This is a genomic window from Pseudomonas sp. Hz4 (assembly GCF_054898165.1).
Genome location: NZ_CM142719.1, coordinates 5075332 through 5097425, shown reverse-complemented (window position 1 = coordinate 5097425; position 22094 = coordinate 5075332). Strand labels below are relative to the sequence as shown.

The window sequence follows — 22094 nt, the reverse complement described above, 5'->3', positions numbered from 1 at the left end:
GTCGCTACAGTGACGGCCCGTTTTTGTTGCTTTGCTAACGAATTATGACGCCCCTAGAACGATATCAAGCTGATCTGAAACGCCCGGAATTCTTCCATGACGCTTCGCAGGAAACTGCGGTGCGCCATTTGCAGCGCCTGTACGACGATCTGGTCGCGGCCTCGCACAGCAAGCCGGGTCTGTTCGGCAAACTGTTTGGCAAGAAAGACGCAGCGCCGGTCAAGGGTCTGTACTTCTGGGGTGGCGTCGGTCGCGGCAAGACCTATCTGGTCGACACCTTCTTCGAAGCGCTGCCGTTCAAGGAAAAGGTCCGCACTCACTTCCACCGGTTCATGAAGCGCGTGCACGAAGAGATGAAGACCCTCAGCGGCGAAAAAAACCCGCTGACCATCATCGCCAAGCGCTTCTCCGACGAAGCCCGGGTGATTTGTTTCGATGAGTTCTTCGTGTCCGACATCACTGACGCGATGATCCTCGGCACGCTGATGGAAGAGCTGTTCAAGAACGGCGTGACCCTGGTCGCGACCTCGAACATCGTGCCGGACGGTCTGTACAAGGACGGCCTGCAACGTGCGCGCTTCCTGCCGGCCATTGCGCTGATCAAGCAGAACACCGACATCGTCAATGTCGACAGCGGCGTCGATTATCGTCTGCGCCACCTTGAACAAGCGGAGCTGTTTCACTTCCCGCTCGACGACGAGTCCCACGAAAGCTTGCGCAAGAGCTTCCGCGCCCTGACGCCGGAATGCACGGCAGCCATCGAAAACGACGTGCTGATGATCGAGAACCGCGAAATCCGTGCCTTGCGCACCTGTGATGACGTGGCCTGGTTCGACTTCCGCGAACTCTGTGATGGCCCGCGCAGCCAGAACGATTACATCGAGTTGGGCAAGATTTTCCACGCCGTGTTGCTCAGCGGTGTCGAGCAGATGAGCGTCACCACCGACGACATCGCCCGGCGCTTTATCAACATGGTCGACGAGTTCTACGACCGCAACGTTAAGCTGATCATTTCCGCTGAGGTCGAGCTCAAAGACCTCTACACCGGCGGGCGCCTGAACTTCGAGTTCCAGCGCACCCTCAGCCGTCTCTTGGAAATGCAGTCCCACGAGTTCCTGTCCCGGGCGCACAGACCATAGAGCAATAAAAAAAGTAGGACATTTTGAAAATGAAAAAGGGCCTGCATTGCAGGCCCTTTTTTTGTGCGCTGAATCAGTTTTGAACGAGAAAGCGTGCCAGTTCATCTTGTCGCTGGCAGCCGACGAGCAGCCACAGCAGGATTCTGGCTTTGCGTGGACAGAGAAATCCAGCCATCAATGCACCTTTACTGATCAAGTCCATCTCGCTGCCAATAAATCCGTAGGTCGATTGAGCCGTGGAGCCGGAACCTGTCCGGGTGGCAACGATGACAGGGATTTTTCTGGCGATGGTTTCAATGACATCCGCCCAGCTCGCGCCAACGTGTCCTGCACCGAAACCCGCAATCACCAGCCCGTCGTAACCCAGTTCGAGGATGTTCTCGATTAACAGGGTATCGGCGCAAAGCGACGCTTCCAGCAGGGCAATCTTCTGTGTGGTCAGCTGTGGCAACGGCAGGATCCTGCGCTGGACTGGCAGGCGCAGATAGTTGACGGTGTTTTCCATCAGCATGCCGATAGGACCGACGATGGCTGAGGAAAACGCCTGCAATGCCAATGAATCGGTTTTGCGGACGGCGTTCGCTGAATGAATCTGTCCGTTCATCACCACGTGAACGCCTCGTTGACGGCTGCTGTCAGCCAGTGCCACCCGGCAAGCATCCAGCAGATTCGCCGGGCCATCGGCCCCTGCCTGGGCTGCCGAACGCATGGCGCCGGTCAGGACCAACGGCTCGTCGTGGTCCCACAAATAGTCGAAAAATGCGGCCGTTTCTTCGAGGGTGTCCGTGCCTTGAGTGATGACAACACCCACCGCACCTTGCCGGATTTGAAACTTCGCCCAGGAAAGGACGCTCAGCAAAAAGTCGAAATCCAGTGAGGCACTGGGCAACAGTCCGAGCGTTTCTACGGTGACCCGTGCCAAGGTCGCCAACTCTGGCACCGAGGCCAGCAGGGTTTCGCCGCTGACGGTCGGGATTACCCCTTCGCCGGCGTTCCTGGCTTGCATGCTCACAGTGCCGCCGAGCGCCGCAATGGCCAGTTTGGGCAGGTCCATGTGATACCTCATTTGCTTGTGATGAGAAGTGGCTGTATCCGGATTTGAGTCCGAGATACAGCCCAATCGCGACGTTCGTCAGCTGGCTACTAGCAGTCCGACAAACGGAATGATCAGCAACGTACTGATGGCCATGGCCAGTACATTGCCGATGAAACCGTGCATGTCGGCCGGCAACCGCTTGGCAATCGCGCACGCCAGCGGTGGCGCAATCAGTGCCCCCAGCAGTGCGCTTGAGGCGATGACCTGCCAGTTGCCACCGTACGTCAGAACGGCCGCCGGCACGACTGACACCAATGGAACATAGGTGGGATACCAGCCGCGCAATATCCATTGCCGACGCCAGATCACTACTCCTATTGCCGAGGTCAACGCCTGCGCGGCGATCAGTTGGGGCAGCAAGCCCGTGCCATACACCGGGCTCGTCGGGTTCAAGGTGTAAGCCAGCAAGGCGCCCGCGATCAAGCCGAGACTGGCCCATTCATTGCCGAAGAACGGCGCTTCCGAAAAATCGGCCAGCACTCGGCGTAGACTCCACACGACGCCATAGTCCGGCGTCTTGGTGATGACGGGTGCGGACACAGGGGCGGGCGGCTTCTTGAGTGGGTCGGACTTCACCAGGCTCGGCAGGTAACGGCAGAGCAGAAAAGCGCCGACGCTGGCGACTGCCATTCCCGTGACGTTGCCGATTACAGCTGGCAATCCGAGGGGATTGCAGACGTAATTGACGATCAACAAGCACATCGGAGTGACGAACACGGCGCCCATGATTGCGCCATTGATTGTGACCTTCCAGCCGCCGCCAAACATCAGCACCATCGCCGCCGGCAATGAAACAAAGGCGGCAAACGTGGGTTGCCAACGGGTGGCCGTCACCGTCCAGCCCCACAGGAGGTTGCTCAGCAACAGGCCAAGCAACGAGCTGGTGATGAGCCACGGCCATAGTCCGCTGCCGTAGCAAATAGTAAAACCTTGCCAGGTTTTTCCCGTTCGATTCGCCCAGTAGGCCAGATAGGCGCCTGCCAGCAGCCCGATCGAAGCGAACTCATGCTTGTAGAACGCCACCTCGCTGATGTCTCCCAGGACCCAACGCACCCAGGCGCTCGGTTCCGGGAGGCTCGATACCATGTGACTGTAGTCTGGCCAATGGGCTGACCAGGATGCCCGGTAGGTGAATGAAAGCCAGATGATCAACAGTGCCGTGCCGAGCATCAGCCAGATGATCGCCGTATCCAGCGGTGACCTGGCGGCAAGCCGGTTTTGCGGTTTTTCGTTTGCAGTTTCCATCACTCATCCCCCCTTATCAGCGCGGCAGACAAGGGTGCTGGGTGTAACCGAGCATTTGATCGTAGAGATCGGCTCGACGATCTCGATGCAAATCGTTCAAGTTGTTCCAGATCGGCGCGCTGCGCGAGCTGGTCAGGTCGATGTCGGCAAACAGGATCTCCTGCTTGTCCGCTGAAGCCACCTGGCCAATCGGCCAACCGTTGGTGCCCGCGATCAGCGAGCAACCCAGGTAACGTGCACCTCGCTCTTCGCCGATCCGGCTCGCCGCCGCAATAAACACATTGTTGACGTGAGCCGCCGTCATCGTCAGGTACGACGCCATGCACTTGCCGGCGTCATCGAACAGGGGCGGCGGGGTCCAGACCCAGTTGTTCAGGCTGCAAATAATGTCGGCGCCTTGCTGGCTCAAAATGCGCGGTACTTCCGGGAACCAGATATCCCAGCAGATCAACAACCCTATGCGACCGATTGGCGTGTCGAAAACCGGGAAGCCCAGATCGCCCGGCGTGAACCACAATTTTTCCAGATTCCATAAATGTGCTTTTCGGTACTTGCCGATGAAGCCGTCAGGCCCGACAAGAACGCCGGTGTTGAACAGCTGCATGCCGTCGCGCTCCGTCAAACCGGCGACCAGATAAACGTTGTGCTGGCGGGCAAAGTCCATCCAGCTCTGCACGCTCGGCCCGCTCGGAACGGCCTCCGAATGATCGAACGCATCCTGTCGGGTTTTGAAGAAGTAACCTGTGCTTGAAAGCTCGGGCAGGACGATGAGATTCGCACCGTCATTTGCCGCTTCCAACGCTAACTCCAGGCTGTTACGCAGATTTGCTTCGCGATTTTGCATGCCGACTTGTGGATCGAATTGCACGACTGCTACACGAACAGGGCTCGTTGACTCGCTCATTCCCGATGACCTCTTTTTATTGTTATTCACGCTGTTTAATTGCGTGCTTATGAGAGTCGAATCGGCGAGAGCGTGTAAGTCAGCTAATTCCGTTTAGGGTGTAGTCCGTATCCCAAGATGACTGCGCGAGACGCTTGGCAGGAGGGTCGCCAACGTAGAGCCAATGCACGTCGTGCATGGCTCCAGGGCAAGGAAGTTGATCAGGTTCTGACGTTATAGTGCGGATAGTCGCTCATGGAAAAACCGCCATGGAAAGCTGCGCCGGTTTTGTTGCAGATATGAATGACCGCATCGACGGCGCCCCGAAAGCAGGGCTCGGTCCAGCCAGCATCGACTGAAAACGACTCCCCGGAAAAATACAGACCTGAAACATGCGCGAAGTCCCGGTTGTACTTCATCAGGCTGACGGCGTCGTCGTAGGTGCCGGGTCGGTATAACTTTGCACAACCCAGCGCATTTTTATCGGTGATCCAGCGTTGGACCACGGCTTGATCCAGGGCAATGTAGGGAGTGATTTTCTCCTGGATATTGGCGGAATGCATAAGGATCCGGTCCAGCTCTTTGGCACACTTGTTCACCAGTTCCTTGTCGGTGAAAGAAGCCAGTTTGGTGGCGTCATCCTCCCATGTGTAACTTAAAAGGATGCAGTCATAGCTGTAGTTTTCGTTGTAGCGGTAGGTGTAGACGTCGTGAATGAAGCTGTCAGTGACGATGGCCTGCGGGATTTTGCTGTTTTTCGAAAGGAAGGATTTTTTTAGCGGTGCGAAGACTTTGCAACTGGTTTCCCAGTGCGCGGTTTTATAGGCATTGATCGTCTCGAACGGCAGCATCTGTGGTGTGAAGTTTTCAAGGCTGATGCGAGTTTCGATCAGCCAGGAGGGAAGGGTCATGATGACCGAATCAAAGTCATCGTAGTGCTCCAGGATTTGCTCGGGTTGGCTATGTTTCGAGTTGTGGTAGACGCGTGTTTTCTGGTTCGTCAGTTTTTTAAGTTTTGTAACGGATGAGTCCATGAGCAAACCGTTGTTTCTTTCCCGACAGTGTTCGTAAAAGGACTTTCCGGTTTCGTCGGTTTTCATGAACAGCAGGCATTCGTCCAGCGCTGCGAGTCCGATGTAGCGTGGCCTGTCGAAACTCAGCCCCCTCGAGTCAAAAACGGCTTCGTTGTGCAGGCAGGGTGAATCCAGCGGATCGCCAGTTGAGTCGACCCGACCATGGATCAGTTGCAGCTGGCTGCTGAATCCAAAAATGGCAGTGCGCAGGGGATAAAGGGAGCAGACATCGTAAAAGGCCCCCCAGCTACCGTCGCCGATGCCTATGGCATAGAAGATCGCGGACTCCTGCGCAGACATTCCCATTCCGCCAAAGTCCCCCGGTGAGCGTTCATCCCAAGCTTGCAGGGCGGGCATGCTGACCAGGTCGCGAAACGAAACGCTCTCGTATTTTTCGACGATAGCGGCCCACATGGCTTCCCATTCCTGACTGGCGTAAACCTCTGCGACGTGCCGGGTCATGCGATCAGCAAAGGCCTTCCACTTTGCATAAACCTTTTGCAATTCTTCACCGGGAGGTGGTGTCTGGCCATCTTCATTTTTCCAGATCAGCATCTGCGGAGCCGGTCCGCCACCCATGCTGCCCTCTCGCAGATAGATCCCGGTCGAAGTGACCCATTGGCTTCCGGGATTGGCAAAATCTGAAAACGCCAGGTCGAACGCCTTGGCGTAGTAAGCCATCAGCGACCGGCCCTCTGTCGGTGACTCGTCCGCCCGGTTGAAGAAGGGCATGCGCATGGCCCCCATTTCAAACGGTGTATGACTTATCGCCGAGTTCGGGCTTCCAGGGACGGTCAGGTGTCTGCCGCCTATGCGTCTGGATTGTTCTATGAGGGTGATATGGGTGAACCCGCAACGATAAAGTTCTCTGGCGGCAGTCAGTCCGGTGACGCCGGCGCCAATAATGCAAATTTTATGTTGTGGGTCAGTTGCCTTGGCGATGCCGTTTTCCTGTTCAACCAATGCTCGATAGTCGAAGCACAAATCTGGCGGGTTGGGGAAACGGGCCTTCCACTTGTTTTCCGCCGAGCGTTTTGGGCGAGCGGCATCCTTCGTGGCATAGGAGGGGTAGTTGTAGCTTGATCCGATAGTCACTGTTGATCTTCCCTGAAGGTGTTTTCAGGGACGATGTTGAGGTTCTGAACGCGCAGCGTATAGGAGACAAGTAAGGCTCGCAGATACTCTTTATTCGTTTTTTAGCGTGGGAAAAGACCAGCAGGGCTCCGGCTAAGGATCCCTGCGGTATTGGGCTACGCTGCTTGCTGAAACTGCTGCCGATACTGGTTCGGTGACAGCTCGGTGTGCTGGCGAAACAACCGCGCGAAGAAGCTCGCATCGTCGTAACCGACTTCATAGCTGATGGTCTTGATGCTCTTGCGGCTGGCGGACAGCAAGCCCTTGGCGGTTTCGATGCGCAGTCGTTGCAGGTAATGCAGCGGCTTGTCGCCGGTGGCGGTCTGGAAGCGCCGCATGAAATTGCGGATGCTCATGCCGTGTTCGCGAGCCACGTCTTCGAAGCGGAATTTGTCGGCGAAGTGTTCTTCGAGCCAGTGCTGGATCTGCAGGATGATCACGTCCTGGTGCAGCTTTTGACCGCCGAAACCGATGCGTCCCGGCGAGTAGCTGCGCTGCACTTCATAGAGAATGTCCCGCGCCACGGCTTGGGACACGTTGGCGCCGCAGAAGCGTTCGATCAGGTAGATGTAAAGGTCGCAGGCCGAGGTGGTGCCGCCAGCGCAATACAGATTGTCGGCGTCGGTCAGGTGCTTGTCCTGATTGAGCTGAACCCGTGGAAAGCGTTCGGCAAACGCATTGAAGAAGCGCCAGTAAGTGGTCGCTTCCTTGCCGTCGAGCAGCCCGGCCTCGGCCAGCCAGAACACCCCGGTGGCTTCGCCGCAGAGCACGGCGCCGCGAGCATGTTGCTGGCGCAGCCAGGGCAGGACCTGTGGATAACGTTGGCAAAGGGTGTCGAAATCGTCCCAGAAGGCTGGAAGGACAATGATGTCGGCGTTTTCCAGCCCTCCGTCCACCGGCATGATCACGTCACTGAAGCTGTTCACCGGTTTGCCATCGGGGCTGACCAGTCGGGTTTCGAACGCCGGAGTCAGGCCGTGGCCCAATTGTTTGCCGTAACGCAGGCTGGCCAGGTGGAAGAAATCCTTGGCTTGCATGAGGGTGGAGGCGAAAACCCGGTCGATAGCCAGGATGCTGACGCGCCGCAAGGGCGTGGAGACTTGGTTAGACATAATTCAACTTTATTCTTATAGGGGAAAGTGGTCACCAGACGGCTGGATCGTCTTATTTTTTGTCTGATGTGTCCAGTGTCCTGTATCGGATGTGAGGCTTAGTCTCTGAAGGGCAATCCCTTCTAACAATAACGACAGGTGCCGCATGATCCCCAGAACCTTGTTCAGTTCCGAGCACGAACTTTTCCGCGACAGCGTGCGAACGTTCCTCGAAAGAGAAGCCGTGCCGTTTCACGGGCAATGGGAGAAGCAGGGCTATATCGACCGCAAACTCTGGAACAAGGCAGGGGAGGCGGGAATGCTCTGTTCGCACCTGCCGGAAGCGTACGGCGGGTTGGCAGCGGACTTTCTCTACAGCGCCGTGGTGATCGAAGAGGTGGGGCGTCTGGGCTTGACCGGTATCGGTTTTTCCCTGCATTCGGACATTGTCGCGCCTTACATCCTGCATTACGGCAGTGAAGCGCTGAAGCACAAATACCTGCCGAAACTGATCTCCGGGGAGATGGTCACCGCCATTGCCATGACCGAGCCAGGCGCCGGTTCCGACCTGCAAGGGGTGAAAACCACTGCGGTGCTGGATGGCGACGAGTACGTGATCAACGGTTCGAAAACCTTCATCACCAACGGCTTTCTCGCTGACCTGGTGATCGTCGTGGCGAAGACCGATCCGAAGGCCGGCGCCAAGGGCACCAGTCTGTTTCTGGTGGAAGCGAACACGCCTGGTTTCGCCAAGGGCAAGCGCCTGGAAAAAGTCGGCATGAAAGCCCAGGACACGTCGGAGCTGTTCTTCCAGGACGTGCGTGTGCCAAAGGAAAACCTGCTGGGTCAGGCCGGGATGGGGTTCGCCTACCTGATGCAGGAGTTGCCGCAGGAGCGTCTCACCGTTGCCATTGGCGGGCTTGCTTCGGCTGAAGCTGCGCTGCAATGGACGCTCGACTACACCCGTGAACGCAAGGCATTCGGCAAGGCGATCGCTGACTTCCAGAACACCCGCTTCAAACTGGCCGAGATGGCGACCGAGATTCAGATCGGTCGGGTCTTTGTCGATCGTTGTCTGGAGCTGCACCTGCAAGGCAAGCTCGACGTGCCGACAGCGGCGATGGCCAAGTATTGGGGCACGGACTTGCAATGCAAGGTGCTCGACGAGTGCGTGCAGTTGCATGGCGGTTACGGGTTCATGTGGGAGTACCCGATCGCGCGAGCGTGGGCGGATGCGCGGGTGCAGCGGATCTATGCCGGCACCAACGAAATCATGAAGGAGATTATTGCGCGGTCGCTGTAATGCAGCGTGATCGTTAGACCGCCTTCACGCCCTGAGCCTTTCCGTCAACACGATGTTGCTGTGTCCGGCTCGCTGATCAAAGGCGAGCCGTGCCGAAGCAAGGTCTGTAAATAAACCTTTTCGTCGTACACGGTGCTGCTCTTCCAGCACTGATAAACGATCCGGATCCACTTGAACGCCAGGGCCCTGAGGGCTGCTTGGTAAGAGCTGCCTTTGGCCCTTTGCTGGCGATAATACGCCTCTGCCCACACCGATTGATTGATGCTGTGGGCAGCCCACTCAACAAAGGTCTGGCGCAAAAAAGTTGCGCATTGATAGCGCCAGTGGACGACTTTTTTCTTGCCACTGCGTTCGGTGACCGGGGCAATTCCGGCATATCGCTGCACCGCACTGGCATCCTTGAAGCGATCACGCTGCTCACCAAAGGCGACCATCAACCGTGGGGCAAGCTGTTGTCCCGCGCCGGGCAAGGCCTTGAAGAGTCGATAGTCGGCCAGGGTGTTGGCAGTTTTTTCGATCTCCCGATCAAAATCTTTGATCGCCGTGATGACCCCTTTCAGTTGCGAGACCAGGGCCAGCACATACAGCGCTGAAGGACTGACCACGCCTGGATCTTCAGTCAACGGCATGGCTTTGGCGATCAATGCCAAACGCTGCTGATTGAGCTCAGCATGGCGAACATTATGCGCGTGAAGGAACTTCAAAACGCTGGCTGGCCGAGCGCGCTTAAGCGTTTCAAAGGTCGACCAGCGCGCCAGAAATTCACAAAAAACCAGCGTGTCATGGTCATGAAACAGCTCCAGGGCCAACGGGTAGTACTGTTTGAGCATGCAGACCAGACGGTTGCTGATCTTGACCCGGTCATCGACCAATCCGCGGCGATGTTCGGTCAGGCTGGCGAGCGAACGCATGGCGGAGCTTTGCTGGACCAGTTGAGGAAACCGTTCGGGATGATTCAGCAACAGCTCAAGCGCCCATTGAGCATCCGTTGGATCATCCTTGGCGCCACTGGGGACGAAGGTTTTACGGTGCCGGGCCAAGGTGCTCGGATTGATCGGAAAGATACAAAAAAACTCATATTTTTGCAGAGCCGCTATCAGTGGGCCTTTGTTCAACTCCACGGCGATCGCGATCGGGCCACCGTAACGTTGATGCAGCGACCTGGCCCAGCGATCAATCGACTCGGGCTCGTGGTCGATGACCTCGAAACTGCGCTGAGCCTCTCCAGCTATCTGCAAACAGATGTCGTGCTTGGCGTCTGCCCAATCAATTCCGATATAAGCAGTGAAACTCTGAGACAGGAGCGTTTGCATGGAACACCTCAACAGGCGCTAAAGTACATGCAGGGACATGCATGCTTGCGTCCAGCGAAGGCGATATAGAGAGCCGTGTCGGGCTTTCCCTGAGAATTCGTTAGAGGGCGCAAGCGCACCTGTGGACTCGAAGGTGAAGGCGTAATCATCGAGTGCTGCGCGAGCAAATTCGTAGCCCACAGGTGCATGTTCCTTCCTCGCCGACAACCGACTTCCAGCGAATATCAGTATGGAAGAGAAAGGAACGGAGTACCTATATCGCGAGCAGGCTCGCTCCCACAGGTTAAGTAATCTCCTGTGGGAGCGAGCCTGCTCGCGAATGGATCTAGAAATCGATCAAGGTGCAGGATTCGGCTGATCCTGGTGGATCGCCTCGATCCCCGCCAGCACTTCATCAGACAGCTTCAAGTCGAAGCTGGCAATGTTGCTGTCCAATTGCTCCATTGTCGTCGCGCCAATGATGTTGCTGCTCACAAACGGCTGCTGAGTGACAAACGCCAATGCCATTTGCGCCGGGTCCAGGCCGTGTTCACGCGCCAGTGCGACATAGCGGCTACACGCTGCTTCCGACTGCGGGTTGAAATAGCGGCTGAAGCGGCTGTAGAGGCTCAGGCGACCTTTAGGCGGACGTGCACCACCTTCGTACTTGCCCGACAGGAAACCGAACGCCAGCGGCGAATAGGCGAGCAGGCCGCACTGTTCGCGGATGGCGATTTCCGCCAGACCGACTTCGAAGCTGCGATTGAGCAGGTTGTACGGATTCTGGATCGACACCGCGCGCGGCCAGCCACGGGCTTCTGCCAGGGCGAGGAAGCGCATGGTGCCCCACGGCGTCTCGTTGGACAGGCCGATGTGGCGGATCTTACCGGCCTTGACCTGTTCGTCCAGCGCTTCGAGGGTGTCCTCCAGCGGCGTGAGGTTGGCTTCGATCTTGTGCTTGTAGCCCAGCTGACCGAAGAAATTGGTGCTGCGCTCCGGCCAGTGCAGCTGGTAGAGGTCGATGTAATCGGTCTGCAAGCGCTTGAGGCTGGCGTCCACGGCTTCGGTGATGTGCTGGCGGTTGTGCCGCAGGTTCTTGTCGCGAATGTAGTCGATGGTGTTACCCGGGCCGGCAATCTTGCTCGCCAGGATCCAGTCGGCGCGATCGCCACGGCTTTTGAAGTAATTGCCAATGTAGCGTTCGGTGGTGGCGTAGGTTTCGGCCTTGGGTGGCACCGGGTACATCTCGGCGGTATCGATGAAATTGATCCCGGCGCTCTTGGCCCGTTCAATCTGGGCGAAGGCTTCAGCCTCGCTGTTTTGCTCGCCCCAGGTCATGGTGCCGAGGCAGATTGCACTCACGTTCAGATTGGTTCGGCCTAGCTGGCGATAGTCCATCGGGTGCTCCCTTGGCAAAACAATCATAAAAGCAGGTTGAATTATTTTTCGCAATCTGCATAATTGCGCACCTCTTTCTGCAGTGGAAGTGATGCGCCGCCGCCGAAGAATCTTGCCGTTGAACGGACGCGCCGACCCGAGCCCCCGAAAGCGTCTGTATCCGGCTGCCTTTGACTTGTCAAAGTACGCACTATTCAGTAAGATCCGCCGTCTAATTTACAGGGCGGCCCCTGAGGCTATAAAGAATGAAAACTTTTACTGCTAAACCGGAAACAGTACAGCGCGACTGGTTTGTCGTCGACGCTGCAGGTCAGACCCTGGGTCGTCTGGCCACCGAAATCGCGAGCCGTCTGCGTGGCAAGCATAAAGCTGAGTACACTCCTCACGTTGACACCGGCGATTACATCGTCGTTATCAATGCCGAGCAGATTCGTGTAACCGGTGCTAAAACCACCGACAAAATCTACTACTCTCACTCCGGTTTTCCGGGCGGCATCAAGTCGATCAACTTCGAAAAGCTGATCGCTAAAGCCCCTGAGCGCGTGATCGAGACCGCGGTCAAAGGCATGCTGCCTAAGAACCCGCTGGGTCGCGACATGTATCGTAAGCTGAAAGTCTATGCGGGCGCTGTACACCCTCATACTGCTCAGCAGCCCCAAGAACTGAAGTTTTAACGGAATAGTTCATTATGTCGGCGACTCAAAATTACGGCACTGGCCGTCGCAAGACCGCAACCGCACGCGTTTTCCTGCGTCCGGGTACTGGTAACATCTCCATCAACAACCGCACCCTGGAAAATTTCTTCGGCCGCGAAACTGCCCGCATGGTAGTTCGTCAGCCGCTGGAACTGACTGAGACTGTCGAGAAATTCGACATCTACGTCACCGTGATCGGTGGTGGTGTAAGTGGTCAAGCTGGCGCAATCCGCCACGGTATCACTCGCGCACTGATGCAGTACGACGAAACCCTGCGTGGCGCTCTGCGCAAAGCTGGCTTCGTTACTCGCGATGCTCGTGAAGTTGAACGTAAGAAAGTTGGTCTGCGTAAAGCGCGTAAGCGTCCGCAGTACTCGAAGCGTTAATTCGCTTTCGCGTTCAAAAAGAACGCCCAGTTTCCTCGCGAAGCTGGGCGTTTTTTTATGGGCGCGATTTACCAGGGAATTGCTCTGTGACAACTTGCCACAGCCGTAGAAGCCCTATACTGCAAGGCTTGTCAGTGGAGCCCCTCGGTAATTACCTTGTCAGAATTGGGGCTTTTCATTACCATTCGGCAAAATTTTTATAAGTTCAGATTTTTACTTAGTAGATGCCTGATTTAACAGGCCACAAAGCTGATGGGAGAGGACTGAATGAGCAATGACGGCGTGAATGCAGGCCGGCGTCGCTTCTTGGTAGCAGCCACATCCGTGGTGGGTGCTGCAGGAGCGGTGGGGGCTGCGGTCCCGTTCGTGGGGTCATGGTTTCCCAGTGCCAAGGCGAAAGCCGCAGGTGCACCGGTGAAGGTGAATGTCAGCAAAATCGAGCCAGGCCAGCAGATGATTGCTGAGTGGCGCGGTCAGCCGGTGTTCATTGTCCGCCGCACCGAGGAAATCCTGGGGAATCTGAAAAAGATCGAGGGCCAGCTAGCTGACCCTGCCTCCAAGAACTCGACACAACCGACGTATGTCGACCCGGAAACGCGTTCGATCAAGCCAGAGGTTCTGCTGCTGATCGGTATCTGCACACACCTGGGTTGCTCGCCGACCTTCCGTCCAGAAGTGGCACCTGCGGATCTGGGCAAGGACTGGGTAGGTGGTTATTTCTGCCCTTGCCACGGTTCCCACTACGATCTGGCTGGTCGCGTCTACAAGTCGCAACCTGCGCCTTTGAACCTGCCAGTTCCCCCGCATTCCTATGAGACCGATGACATCATTGTCATTGGCGTCGATACGGAGAAAGCGTGATGAGCAAGTTCATGGATTGGGTTGATGCGCGCTTTCCCGCGACCAAAATGTGGGAAGACCATCTCAGCAAGTACTACGCCCCGAAGAACTTCAACTTCTTCTATTTCTTTGGCTCCCTTGCACTGCTCGTTCTGGTCAACCAGATCGTTACCGGTGTCTGGCTGACCATGAGCTACACCCCGTCGGCGGAAGAAGCGTTTGCTTCCGTCGAATACATCATGCGCGACGTCGAGTACGGCTCGATCCTGCGTATGTTGCACGCGGTCGGCGCTTCGATGTTCTTCATCGTGGTTTATCTGCACATGTTCCGTGGCTTGCTCTACGGTTCGTACCAGAAGCCGCGTGAGCTGGTGTGGGTCTTCGGCATGCTGATCTATCTGGCGCTGATGGCTGAAGCCTTCATGGGTTACCTGCTGCCGTGGGGCCAGATGTCCTACTGGGGTGCTCAGGTGATCATCTCGCTGTTTGGGGCAATCCCGCTCATCGGCGACGACCTGACTCAGTGGATTCGTGGTGACTACCTGATTTCGGGTATTACCCTGAACCGCTTCTTCGCCCTGCACGTAGTCGCCTTGCCGATCGTGATTCTCGGTCTGGTGGTGCTGCACGTCCTGGCGCTGCACGAAGTCGGTTCGAACAACCCGGACGGCGTGGACATCAAGAAACACAAAGACGAAAACGGCGTACCGCTGGACGGCATTGCCTTCCATCCGTACTACACCGTGAAAGATATCGTCGGCGTGGTGGTGTTCCTGTTCATCTTCTGCTCGATCGTGTTCTTCTTCCCGGAAATGGGCGGCTACTTCCTCGAGAAGCCGAACTTTGAAGTGGCGAACGCCTTCAAGACGCCAGAGCACATCGCTCCGGTCTGGTACTTCACGCCGTTCTACGCGATTTTGCGGGCGGTTCCGGACAAGCTTCTGGGCGTTATCGCCATGGGCGCCGCCATCGCGGTGCTGTTCGTCCTGCCATGGCTGGACCGAAGCCCGGTCAAGTCGATGCGCTACAAAGGCTGGCTGAGCAAAATCTGGCTGGTGGTGTTCTGCGTTTCGTTCGTGATCCTCGGCATTCTGGGTGTTCTGGCCCCGACGCCAGGTCGTACGTTGCTGTCGCAGGTATGTACCTTCCTGTACTTCGCCTACTTCATTCTGATGCCGTTCTACACCAGGCTCGAGAAGACCAAACCGGTTCCGGAAAGGGTGACTGGCTGATGAAAAAGCTATTTGCTGTACTGATTCTTGCTGCTATGCCTGTGTTCTCGTTCGCGTCGACAGCGGGTGCTCCTGAGCTGGAAAAGGTCGACATCGACGTTTCCGACAAGGCTGCAATGCAGGATGGCGCACGTACTTTTGCCAACTACTGCATGGGCTGTCACAGCGCCAAGTTCCAGCGTTACGAGCGTGTCGCCGATGATCTGGGCATTCCGCACGACCTGATGCTCTCGAAGCTGGTGCTCACCGGCGCCAAGATCGGCGATCACATGAGCATCGGCATGCAGCCGGCGGACGCCAAGACCTGGTTCGGTGCTGCACCGCCCGACCTGACCCTGGTCGCCCGCGTTCGTGGCACTGACTGGCTCTACGGTTACCTGAAGTCCTTCTACGAAGACCCGTCGCGTCCTTGGGGCGTGAACAACAAGGTGTTCCCGAACGTCGGGATGCCCAACGTTCTGGTCGGCCTGCAGGGGCGTCAGGTGGTAGGCTGTAAACAAGTTCAAATCGTCGAAGACGGCAAGAAGCAATACGATCCGCTGACCGGCACGGCTTTGACTCATGAAGCCTGCGACCAGCTGACCATACTGCCGAAAACCGGCACGCTGAACGAAGAGCAGTTCGACGAGAAGGTCAAGAACCTGGTGACCTTCCTGGCCTACTCGGCCAACCCGGTGAAGCTGCAGCATCAGCGCATCGGTACCTATGTGTTGCTGTACCTGGCGTTCTTCTTCGTATTCGCTTACTTGCTCAAGCGTGAATACTGGAAAGACGTCCATTGATAAAGCTGTAAGCACTTGCTGTTAATCGCGCGCGCCCAAGGGCGTCTCTGAAGGTGTAACGAGCCTGGTGATCCAGGCGTTACGGGAGGCGCCCTCTGGGCGCGCGCGTTTTTCCGCTTCCGATAATTTCAACAAGCGAGGAGGACCGCCATGGGCGTGACCAATCGGTTGGCCTGTTACTCCGACCCCGCCGACCACTATTCCCACCGAGTACGTATCGTACTTGCAGAGAAGGGTGTCAGCGCCGAGATCATTTACGTGGAAGCTGGTCGCCAGCCGCCTAAACTGATTGAAGTGAACCCTTACGGCAGCCTGCCTACCCTGGTCGATCGCGACCTGGCGTTGTGGGAGTCGACCGTGGTGATGGAATATCTGGATGAGCGTTACCCGCACCCGCCGTTACTGCCGGTTTATCCTGTGGCGCGTGCCAACAGCCGTCTGCTGATTCATCGTATTCAGCGTGACTGGTGTGGTCTGGTGGATCTGATCCTGGATTCGAAGACCAAGGAAGCAGCCCGTGTTGTGGCTCGTAAAGAGCTGCGCGAAAGCCTGACCGGCGTGTCGCCGTTGTTTGCCGACAAACCGTTTTTCCTCAGCGAGGAACAAAGTCTGGTGGATTGCTGCCTATTACCAATACTTTGGCGATTGCCGATTTTGGGTATAGAACTGCCGCGGCCTGCCAAGCCGCTGCTTGATTACATGGAGCGCTCGTTTGCGCGTGAGGCTTTCCAGGCGAGTCTGTCTGGTGTCGAACGCGATATGCGCTAAGGCTTAAGGAGCCGCTATGAACTCCAGTCGACCTTATCTGGTCCGCGCGCTCTACGAGTGGATTGTGGACAACGATTGCACCCCGCACATGCTGGTCAATTCCGAGTATCCGTCGGTGCAAGTGCCTCAGGGTTTTGCCAGTGACGGACAGATTGTCTTGAACGTATCACCGGCAGCCGTGCGTCATCTGCACATGGACAACGAAGCGGTCAGCTTCGAGGGGCGCTTCGGTGGCGTGCCGCACACCCTGTACGTGCCTATCGCATCGATCCTGGGCATTTACGCTCGTGAGAACGGTCAGGGCATGGTGTTCGATCTGGAATCGCCTATGGAAGACGAGGAAGAGATCGAGCCGGATGACGATATTCCGCCACCCGACAGCGAGCCGCCGCGTCCCAGCGGTCGACCCAGTTTGAAAGTGGTGAAGTAACAAAAAAGGCGATCCGGATGGATCGCCTTTTTTGTGCCTGCGGTTTGCGGTCAGTCGATGTATTCAAACAGCTTCACGATTTTCTGCACGCCGGAAACGCCTTGCACCAGGTTGGTGGCCTGAGCCGCCTCCTGCTTGGTCAGCAGGCCCAGCAGGTAGACGATGCCGTTCTCGGTCACAACCTTGATGCGCGAACCCGGGATGTTCGGGTCGGTGAGCATCTGGGTCTTGACCTTGGAGGTCAGCCAGGTGTCGTTCTGACGGGCAAGGAAGCCAGAGGGTGGCAGGACCTGCAGTTCGTTGTGAACCGTCTTCACTCGCTGAACAGCCGCAGCGGCCTGTTCGGCCTTGGCCTTGAGGTCTGCTCGCGGGGTTTGCCCGGCGAGCAGCACGACACCATTGAAGCTGGTGATGACGATGTGCGAGTCGTTGTCCAGGGCCGGATCGGCCTTGGCGATGTTCACGCCGACCTTGGTGTCGATCAGAGTGTCGTCGATCTTGCTGCCGAAGGTGCGGGTGCCGCGGTCATCTTCAATCGGCGCTTCACGGCTGGCGTTAACCACCGAGGTGCAGCCGCTGATACCGAGGCACAGGGTCAAGGCCAGAAGGCCTAAGCGATTAGGGGTCATTCTTCACTCCCGAACAGTTGGCTGTCGATCAAATCGCAAAGGCAATGGATCGCCAGCAGGTGGACTTCCTGAATACGTGCAGTGACGTTGGCCGGTACGCGAATCTCGACGTCCTCGGGCAATAGCAGCGACGCCATGCCGCCGCCATCGCGACCGGTCAATGCTACGACAATCATTTCGCGATCATGTGCGGCCTGGATCGCTTGAATAATGTTCGCCGAGTTGCCGCTGGTGGAAATCGCCAGCAATACGTCACCCGGCTGGCCGAGGGCACGGATCTGTTTGGAGAAGATTTCGTTGTAGCTGTAGTCGTTGGCAATCGAGGTGATCGTCGAGCTGTCGGTGGTCAGCGCGATGGCTGGCAGGCTCGGACGTTCGCGCTCGAAGCGATTGAGCAGCTCGGACGAAAAGTGCTGGGCGTCACCGGCAGAACCGCCGTTGCCGCAGGACAGCATTTTGCCTTCGTTGAGCAGGGCGTTGACCATCACCTGGCTGGCTTGCTCGATGTGCGGTGCAAGTACGTCCATCGCCATTTGCTTGGTGTCGATACTGGCCTGAAAAAGCTGGCGAATTCGGGATTGCATGTCCATCTGTGTGACCTTAATTAGCGCGGCTACTCGGCACATGAATGTGCAGCCCGCAAAGCAAAGAGCAAAAGTGTTGGGTGAAAGTGCCCGGTTCGGGACGCCCGCGATCAGCTGTCGAAGGCATTCTGCAACCAGTTCAACTGATCGAGGTTGCTGTCGATGGCAACCACGTCGAAACGGCAAGGGGAATTGGCCCAACGCGACTCGCGCTGAAGAAAATACTGCGCGGCAAAAATCAGTTTCTGCCGTTTGCGCTCATCGATGCTATCGAGCGCGCCACCCCATTGAGTGTTTTTTCTGTAGCGGACTTCGACGAATACTACTGTATCGCCATCAAGCATGACCAGATCAAGCTCGCCGCGCTTACACAACCAGTTCTGCGCCAGCAGGCGCAGACCCTGTTGTTGAAGGTGCTCGAGCGCATGGCGCTCGGCATCTTTACCGCTTTGCTGGCGTGACCTGTCAGGCATCAGCGCGCGGTGTCCGGCAGGCGTTGAACCTGACCGTTAACGAACTGCGCCCACGGCAACTGACGCACGACACGTTGGTTTTGAGTCATGCCCAGGCTGCCCGATTGACCTTCAATGCGGCTGTCCGGCAAAGCCTTGAGTTGCCCCAGGCGTGGTGCCAGGCGATACGCATCGACACCCATTGCGTACAAACGACCCAGGCTGCCGCCGGCTTGTGGCCATTGAGCCGTGACCTGTTTGCGCAGTGGATCGTTGGCGTCCAGCAACCATGGTGTTTCGCAGAAGCGAATACCGTTCATGTCGTTGTACTGATTCACATCGCCGCTGGCGCTGAATACGTGAGACGTGGCGTAAACTGGCACGTCACCGGCGTACTGGAAGTTCAGGGTCGGTTTGATCTGCTGGGCTTGCTGAGGCGTTGCAGCCAGGAAGATGAACTCGATGTCCTGGCGACGCGAAGGCTGGGCGGCCACTTGCGAGCCGACAGTGCTTTGCAGGCTCTTTGCGCGACCTTCGCTTTGACGCAGCTGGAACATGTCAGCAATCTGCTGGGCCAGTTGTACCGGTTGGTCGACGCGTTCGGTGGCTACGATGCTGCCACCGTTTGCTTGCCAATCCTGACTGAACGCCCTGAGTACACGATCGCCCCATTCGCCTTTCGGCACCATGATGGCGGCGCGATGCAGGCCATCGGCGCGAGCACGACGCGACACTTCGCGAGCTTCGTCTTCAGCAGCGAGGCCAAACTGGAACAGCTGGGCCGGACCTTGTTCGCCTTCGCTGTAATTCAGCGCCAGGGTGGTAATCGGCAGTTGCGGGCGAGCGCTGAGCTGTTTGACCAGCGGCTTCTCCAGCGGGCCGACGACCAGTTGCACGCCATCGGTCTGGGCCTTGCGATAGAACTCATCCAGGGACGTCAGGCGCGAGCTGTCATAGAACTCGATGGCTGGCGGCTTCTGTCCGGCTTGTTGCGCCTGGTAGTGAGCGGCCATGAAGCCTTCGCGCAGTGCTTTGCCGACCGACGCCAGCGGGCCGTCTTGCGGCAGCAGCAGGGCGATTTTTCCCAGGGGCTGGCTGGCCAGTTCCTTGAGTTTGGTCAGAGGCAACGGCAGTTGAATGGCGGCCGGGTGCTTTGGATTCTGCGCGCGCCAGTTGTCGATCGCGGCTTGCTGCTGTTCCAGGGTACCGGCGGTTTTCACCGCCAGCGCCAAGCCCATCCAGCCGCCGAGGTCGTCGGTGGCGGTCGGCTGCAATTGATCGGTTGGCAGCGAAGCGATCAGGGTCCAGATCGCTTCATGGTTTTTGCTGGCCGCTTCACCTTCAAGCATTGGCGCGATGAAGATCCGCTCCCGTGCGGCAGCCAGGGTCTGGCCGTCGGCTTCAAGGGCACGGGCATGAACGGTGCCGGTGCGAACCTGTTGCTCGACCGGCAGTTCGCTCAGGCGTTGCAGGCTCGGATGACTCAAGGCCGTCAGCGCCGCTTTGGGCTGATTGCGAGTCATCGCCAGTTCAGCCGCCAGGGTACTGGCGAAAACCTGTTGGCCAGGCTTGAGTTGTTCGACGGGGACTTGTTGCAATATTTGCGCGGACTGGCCGGCATTCCCCTGACGATAGGCCAGGTCAGCCGCGCTCAGGCGCAACAAGGCGGCTTTTTCCGGGTCTTTGCTTTGGGCGGCCTGTGCGAGCAATTGCTCGATACTGGCATCCGGGGTCCGTGGAAGTTCGCCAAGGCTGGAAGAGGGCGAGCTGGCGCAAGCCGCCAACAAGGCAGCGAGGCAGAGGGCAGTGAACAGCCGCAGGCAAGCGATCATGTAGTGTTCCTGATACTCGATCAAATTAGCGTGGAATTGTACCCAAGCACTGGCCGGGGCGCGATGTTACTGGCGTGAATCGATCAATTTAGCTCGTGCAAATGTTGCGGCACTGCACAAAAGGCCGCAAAACCGAGGACTGCTTGCGCGTATCGCGAGCGTCACGACGCGCTACAATGGCGGTTTTTACCGATCATGAGGTGTGCGCTTTGACTGCTCCAGGTGCTTTGAATTCCGCTGCTGGCTCGCTTTATGTGGTGGCGACGCCCATCGGCAACCTGGACGATATCAGTGCGCGTGCGCTGAAGATCCTGCGCGAGGTCGCCCTGATCGCCGCCGAAGATACCCGCCATTCCCAGCGATTGATGCAGCATTTTGGCATTCCTACACCGCTGGCGGCCTGTCATGAACACAATGAGCGGGATGAAGGTAGCCGCTTTATCACCCGCTTGCTCGCCGGCGACGATGTGGCGCTGATTTCCGATGCCGGCACGCCGTTGATTTCCGATCCGGGTTATCACCTCGTGCGTCAGGCCCGTGCTGCGGGAATTAATGTGGTGCCGGTTCCGGGCGCCTGCGCTCTGATCGCGGCGTTGTCGGCGGCGGGGCTGCCGTCGGACCGCTTCATCTTCGAGGGTTTCCTGCCGGCCAAGGTTGTCGGTCGGCGCGCTCGTCTTGAGTTGGTAAAGGAGGAGCCGCGCACGCTGATCTTCTATGAAGCCCCGCACCGGATCCTTGAGTGCCTGCAAGACATGGAGCTGGTATTTGGCGGCGAGCGTCCTGCGTTGCTGGCGCGCGAGCTGACCAAGACTTTCGAAACCCTTAAAGGCTTGCCGCTGGCCGAGTTGCGCGAGTTCGTCGAGTCAGACAGCAATCAGCAGCGCGGCGAGTGCGTGGTGTTGGTGGCGGGTTGGTCTGCCCCCGAGACCGAGGACGCCGTTAGCAGTGAAGCGATGCGCATTCTGAATCTGTTGCTTGAAGAAATGCCGCTCAAGCGTGCCGCAGCCTTGGCGGCGCAAATTACCGGGGAACGCAAAAATGTTCTCTATCAGGTCGCGCTGGACAGGCAGAAGGGCGAGTAAAACCCGACGTGTAGAAGCGGCTCAAGGCGTTTAGCGCTTGTTCTTCAGCCGCTGTGCCGTTAACCTTCGCGGCGGAGAGTCGATCGGACAGTCGCTGCCCTCTATGAAAATTAGGGGGGGGAGGAAAGTCCGGGCTCCATAGGGCGAAGTGCCAGGTAATGCCTGGGAGGCGTGAGCCTACGGAAAGTGCCACAGAAAATAACCGCCTAAGCGCTTCGGCGCCGGTAAGGGTGAAAAGGTGCGGTAAGAGCGCACCGCACGTCTGGCAACAGTTCGTGGCTAGGTAAACCCCACTTGGAGCAAGACCAAATAGGGTCCCAAGGCGTGGCCCGCGCTGGGACCGGGTAGGTTGCTAAAGATGTCCAGTGATGGCCATCGTAGACGAATGACTGTTCAAGACAGAACCCGGCTTACAGATCGACTCTCCACCTTTTTTCTTTTCTCTGCTTAAATCATTGAGCAGGGCTCTGCTGATGGCAATTTCCCTCCTTACATAATCGTCGGCAGAAGCACTTTCGTAAGACCGAAAAAATCTTACTCTTAATAAATTACTTTAACTTTCGAGCGCAGCCATCAGTGCGGGTTCAAGTTATTGCGCAGGATTACACGTCTGATTCTCCGTCCCCCTCCTAATACACTCCTAAATCTCAGTTCTGTAAGGCTTTTCCTTTAATCCGTGCCTTGACGGTGCGGTGGCCGCATTCCTATAGTGTGCACAAGTGGCGGAA

Annotated in this window: 21 protein-coding genes and 1 other RNA gene; 11 read left to right on the top strand and 11 right to left on the bottom strand. The window is 57.3% G+C overall.

The features are described 5' to 3' along the window. The first annotated feature begins 44 nt into the window (after positions 1-44). The gene (zapE, locus tag ACYZTR_RS23405; protein WP_461974214.1) at positions 45-1139 is read left to right on the top strand and encodes a cell division protein ZapE; all 1095 of its coding nucleotides are present in this window, start codon (positions 45-47) and stop codon (positions 1137-1139) included. Positions 1140-1212: 73 nt separating this feature from the next. On the opposite strand, the gene ACYZTR_RS23400 is transcribed toward zapE, so the two are convergent. The 5 genes from ACYZTR_RS23400 to ACYZTR_RS23380 form a co-directional block, all read right to left on the bottom strand. Beyond that, positions 1213-2193: an asparaginase gene (locus tag ACYZTR_RS23400; protein ID WP_461974212.1), complete on the bottom strand. Its 981-nt coding sequence runs from the start codon at positions 2191-2193 to the stop codon at positions 1213-1215. Positions 2194-2271: 78 nt separating this feature from the next. Beyond that, on the bottom strand, positions 2272-3480 hold the full coding sequence (locus tag ACYZTR_RS23395) for a hypothetical protein (protein WP_461974210.1): 1209 nt from the start codon (positions 3478-3480) through the stop codon (positions 2272-2274). A 16-nt stretch (positions 3481-3496) separates the two neighbouring features. Beyond that, the gene (locus ACYZTR_RS23390; RefSeq protein WP_461974208.1) at positions 3497-4384 is read right to left on the bottom strand and encodes a nitrilase family protein; all 888 of its coding nucleotides are present in this window, start codon (positions 4382-4384) and stop codon (positions 3497-3499) included. Positions 4385-4584: 200 nt separating this feature from the next. Further along, positions 4585-6531, bottom strand: a complete 1947-nt coding sequence (locus tag ACYZTR_RS23385; protein WP_461974206.1) for a flavin monoamine oxidase family protein — start codon at positions 6529-6531, stop codon at positions 4585-4587. A gap of 155 nt (positions 6532-6686) precedes the next feature. Continuing rightward, a complete protein-coding gene (locus tag ACYZTR_RS23380) occupies positions 6687-7583 on the bottom strand; it encodes a GlxA family transcriptional regulator (protein WP_461979850.1) in 897 nt (298 codons plus the stop codon). A gap of 244 nt (positions 7584-7827) precedes the next feature. Between ACYZTR_RS23380 and ACYZTR_RS23375 the strand changes: the two genes are divergently transcribed. Further along, a complete protein-coding gene (locus ACYZTR_RS23375) occupies positions 7828-8964 on the top strand; it encodes an acyl-CoA dehydrogenase family protein (RefSeq protein WP_461974204.1) in 1137 nt (378 codons plus the stop codon). 44 nt (positions 8965-9008) lie between these two features. On the opposite strand, the gene ACYZTR_RS23370 is transcribed toward ACYZTR_RS23375, so the two are convergent. Together ACYZTR_RS23370 and ACYZTR_RS23365 are read right to left on the bottom strand one after the other, a co-directional pair. Next, a complete protein-coding gene (locus tag ACYZTR_RS23370; RefSeq protein WP_461972154.1) occupies positions 9009-10277 on the bottom strand; it encodes an IS110 family RNA-guided transposase in 1269 nt (422 codons plus the stop codon). Between the two features lie 336 nt (positions 10278-10613). Continuing rightward, positions 10614-11654, bottom strand: coding sequence for an NADP(H)-dependent aldo-keto reductase (locus tag ACYZTR_RS23365; protein WP_461974202.1), 1041 nt, complete (start codon positions 11652-11654; stop codon positions 10614-10616). A 245-nt stretch (positions 11655-11899) separates the two neighbouring features. Here ACYZTR_RS23365 and rplM point away from each other — a divergent pair, with 245 nt between their 5' ends. The 7 genes from rplM (at position 11900) to ACYZTR_RS23330 (ending at position 16787) form a co-directional block, all read left to right on the top strand. Next, positions 11900-12328, top strand: coding sequence for a 50S ribosomal protein L13 (gene rplM, locus ACYZTR_RS23360; protein WP_007905295.1), 429 nt, complete (start codon positions 11900-11902; stop codon positions 12326-12328). A 14-nt stretch (positions 12329-12342) separates the two neighbouring features. Next, complete coding sequence (gene rpsI, locus ACYZTR_RS23355; protein ID WP_003216038.1) at positions 12343-12735, top strand: 30S ribosomal protein S9; 393 nt, start codon at positions 12343-12345, stop codon at positions 12733-12735. 267 nt (positions 12736-13002) lie between these two features. Then, entirely contained in the window at positions 13003-13596 is a 594-nt protein-coding gene (gene petA / locus ACYZTR_RS23350; protein ID WP_461974199.1) for a ubiquinol-cytochrome c reductase iron-sulfur subunit, read from the top strand. Then, the gene (locus ACYZTR_RS23345; RefSeq protein ID WP_064675962.1) at positions 13596-14807 is read left to right on the top strand and encodes a cytochrome b; all 1212 of its coding nucleotides are present in this window, start codon (positions 13596-13598) and stop codon (positions 14805-14807) included. The genes petA and ACYZTR_RS23345 overlap by 1 nt, the downstream gene beginning before the upstream one ends. After that, complete coding sequence (locus tag ACYZTR_RS23340) at positions 14807-15589, top strand: cytochrome c1 (RefSeq protein WP_461974197.1); 783 nt, start codon at positions 14807-14809, stop codon at positions 15587-15589. Before ACYZTR_RS23345 ends, ACYZTR_RS23340 begins: the two co-directional genes overlap by 1 nt. Before the next feature lie 150 nt (positions 15590-15739). Beyond that, positions 15740-16357 (top strand): glutathione S-transferase N-terminal domain-containing protein, encoded by a 618-nt coding sequence (locus ACYZTR_RS23335; protein ID WP_027922678.1) that lies wholly within the window; start codon positions 15740-15742, stop codon positions 16355-16357. 16 nt (positions 16358-16373) lie between these two features. Beyond that, the gene (locus tag ACYZTR_RS23330) at positions 16374-16787 is read left to right on the top strand and encodes a ClpXP protease specificity-enhancing factor (RefSeq protein WP_008155980.1); all 414 of its coding nucleotides are present in this window, start codon (positions 16374-16376) and stop codon (positions 16785-16787) included. A 50-nt stretch (positions 16788-16837) separates the two neighbouring features. Here the strand turns inward: ACYZTR_RS23330 and ACYZTR_RS23325 are convergent, their stop codons facing one another. The 4 genes from ACYZTR_RS23325 to ACYZTR_RS23310 all read right to left on the bottom strand — a co-directional run bounded on the left by ACYZTR_RS23325 (position 16838) and on the right by ACYZTR_RS23310 (position 20284). Further along, positions 16838-17416, bottom strand: a complete 579-nt coding sequence (locus tag ACYZTR_RS23325; RefSeq protein WP_461974195.1) for a BON domain-containing protein — start codon at positions 17414-17416, stop codon at positions 16838-16840. After that, positions 17413-18006 (bottom strand): phosphoheptose isomerase, encoded by a 594-nt coding sequence (locus ACYZTR_RS23320; protein WP_008025961.1) that lies wholly within the window; start codon positions 18004-18006, stop codon positions 17413-17415. The genes ACYZTR_RS23325 and ACYZTR_RS23320 overlap by 4 nt, the downstream gene beginning before the upstream one ends. Before the next feature lie 104 nt (positions 18007-18110). Continuing rightward, positions 18111-18473, bottom strand: coding sequence for a YraN family protein (locus ACYZTR_RS23315; RefSeq protein ID WP_019582357.1), 363 nt, complete (start codon positions 18471-18473; stop codon positions 18111-18113). Continuing rightward, positions 18473-20284 carry a penicillin-binding protein activator gene (locus ACYZTR_RS23310; RefSeq protein WP_461974193.1) on the bottom strand — a complete coding sequence of 604 codons (1812 nt, stop codon included), beginning with the start codon at positions 20282-20284 and terminating at the stop codon, positions 18473-18475. The genes ACYZTR_RS23315 and ACYZTR_RS23310 overlap by 1 nt, the downstream gene beginning before the upstream one ends. A gap of 176 nt (positions 20285-20460) precedes the next feature. Between ACYZTR_RS23310 and rsmI the strand changes: the two genes are divergently transcribed. Beyond that, positions 20461-21366 carry a 16S rRNA (cytidine(1402)-2'-O)-methyltransferase gene (gene rsmI, locus ACYZTR_RS23305; RefSeq protein WP_461974191.1) on the top strand — a complete coding sequence of 302 codons (906 nt, stop codon included), beginning with the start codon at positions 20461-20463 and terminating at the stop codon, positions 21364-21366. A 75-nt stretch (positions 21367-21441) separates the two neighbouring features. Next, positions 21442-21795: RNase P RNA component class A (rnpB, locus tag ACYZTR_RS23300), an RNA gene on the top strand. The last annotated feature ends 299 nt before the right edge of the window (positions 21796-22094 follow it).

Excerpts from the sequence above, each read along its gene's own strand:
- zapE (WP_461974214.1), top strand. The coding sequence starts at position 45 with ATGACGCCCCTAGAACGATATCAAGCTGATCTGAAACGCCCGGAATTC.
- ACYZTR_RS23400 (WP_461974212.1), bottom strand. The coding sequence starts at position 2,193 with ATGGACCTGCCCAAACTGGCCATTGCGGCGCTCGGCGGCACTGTGAGC.
- ACYZTR_RS23395 (WP_461974210.1), bottom strand. The coding sequence starts at position 3,480 with ATGGAAACTGCAAACGAAAAACCGCAAAACCGGCTTGCCGCCAGGTCA.
- ACYZTR_RS23390 (WP_461974208.1), bottom strand. The coding sequence starts at position 4,384 with ATGAGCGAGTCAACGAGCCCTGTTCGTGTAGCAGTCGTGCAATTCGAT.
- ACYZTR_RS23375 (WP_461974204.1), top strand. The coding sequence starts at position 7,828 with ATGATCCCCAGAACCTTGTTCAGTTCCGAGCACGAACTTTTCCGCGAC.
- ACYZTR_RS23370 (WP_461972154.1), bottom strand. The coding sequence starts at position 10,277 with ATGCAAACGCTCCTGTCTCAGAGTTTCACTGCTTATATCGGAATTGAT.
- ACYZTR_RS23365 (WP_461974202.1), bottom strand. The coding sequence starts at position 11,654 with ATGGACTATCGCCAGCTAGGCCGAACCAATCTGAACGTGAGTGCAATC.
- rplM (WP_007905295.1), top strand. The coding sequence starts at position 11,900 with ATGAAAACTTTTACTGCTAAACCGGAAACAGTACAGCGCGACTGGTTT.
- rpsI (WP_003216038.1), top strand. The coding sequence starts at position 12,343 with ATGTCGGCGACTCAAAATTACGGCACTGGCCGTCGCAAGACCGCAACC.
- petA (WP_461974199.1), top strand. The coding sequence starts at position 13,003 with ATGAGCAATGACGGCGTGAATGCAGGCCGGCGTCGCTTCTTGGTAGCA.
- ACYZTR_RS23345 (WP_064675962.1), top strand. The coding sequence starts at position 13,596 with ATGAGCAAGTTCATGGATTGGGTTGATGCGCGCTTTCCCGCGACCAAA.
- ACYZTR_RS23340 (WP_461974197.1), top strand. The coding sequence starts at position 14,807 with ATGAAAAAGCTATTTGCTGTACTGATTCTTGCTGCTATGCCTGTGTTC.
- ACYZTR_RS23335 (WP_027922678.1), top strand. The coding sequence starts at position 15,740 with ATGGGCGTGACCAATCGGTTGGCCTGTTACTCCGACCCCGCCGACCAC.
- ACYZTR_RS23330 (WP_008155980.1), top strand. The coding sequence starts at position 16,374 with ATGAACTCCAGTCGACCTTATCTGGTCCGCGCGCTCTACGAGTGGATT.
- ACYZTR_RS23325 (WP_461974195.1), bottom strand. The coding sequence starts at position 17,416 with ATGACCCCTAATCGCTTAGGCCTTCTGGCCTTGACCCTGTGCCTCGGT.
- ACYZTR_RS23320 (WP_008025961.1), bottom strand. The coding sequence starts at position 18,006 with ATGGACATGCAATCCCGAATTCGCCAGCTTTTTCAGGCCAGTATCGAC.
- ACYZTR_RS23315 (WP_019582357.1), bottom strand. The coding sequence starts at position 18,473 with ATGCCTGACAGGTCACGCCAGCAAAGCGGTAAAGATGCCGAGCGCCAT.
- ACYZTR_RS23310 (WP_461974193.1), bottom strand. The coding sequence starts at position 20,284 with ATGATCGCTTGCCTGCGGCTGTTCACTGCCCTCTGCCTCGCTGCCTTG.
- rsmI (WP_461974191.1), top strand. The coding sequence starts at position 20,461 with ATGGCGGTTTTTACCGATCATGAGGTGTGCGCTTTGACTGCTCCAGGT.